Raw genomic sequence first — 554 nt, 5'->3', positions numbered from 1 at the left:
TGCCTTCAAACCCGATCCACGTACCAACCTGGACGATGACTCGCGTCGTTTCGACTTCTTCTCCCACGTGCCGGAAGCGACCCGCACGCTGACCGAGTTGTATTCCAATTCGGGTACTCCGGCCAGTTATCGCGAGATGGACGGTAATGGCGTGCATGCCTACAAGTTGGTGAACGCCAAGGGCGAAGTGCACTACGTGAAGTTTCACTGGAAAAGTTTGCAGGGCATCAAAAACCTGACACCTGAACAAGTCGAGAAAGTTCAGGGCAAGGATTACAGTCATATGACTAATGATCTGGTCAGCCATATCAACAAAGGTGATTTCCCGAAATGGGACTTGTACATCCAAGTGCTAAATCCGCAAGATTTGTCCAAGTTTGATTTCGATCCATTGGACGCTACCAAGATCTGGCCAAATGTTCCTGAGCGAAAAGTTGGACAAATGGTGTTGAACCGTAATCCGGCCAACGTGTTCCAGGAAACCGAACAAGTTGCGATGGCCCCGGCCAATGTTGTGCCGGGTATCGAACCTTCGGAAGATCGTTTTGTTGCAG

1 pseudogene is annotated in these 554 nt (G+C 50.2%); it reads left to right on the top strand.

Features of this window, described 5'->3' with window-relative positions:
- Nucleotides 1-554: pseudogene (gene katB, locus HT737_RS30515) on the top strand (catalase KatB); the annotation flags it as partial.

The organism is Pseudomonas sp. MD195_PC81_125, from assembly GCF_014060985.1.
GTDB lineage: Bacteria > Pseudomonadota > Gammaproteobacteria > Pseudomonadales > Pseudomonadaceae > Aquipseudomonas > Aquipseudomonas parakoreensis.
This window is presented reverse-complemented; position numbering and strand designations above follow the sequence as displayed.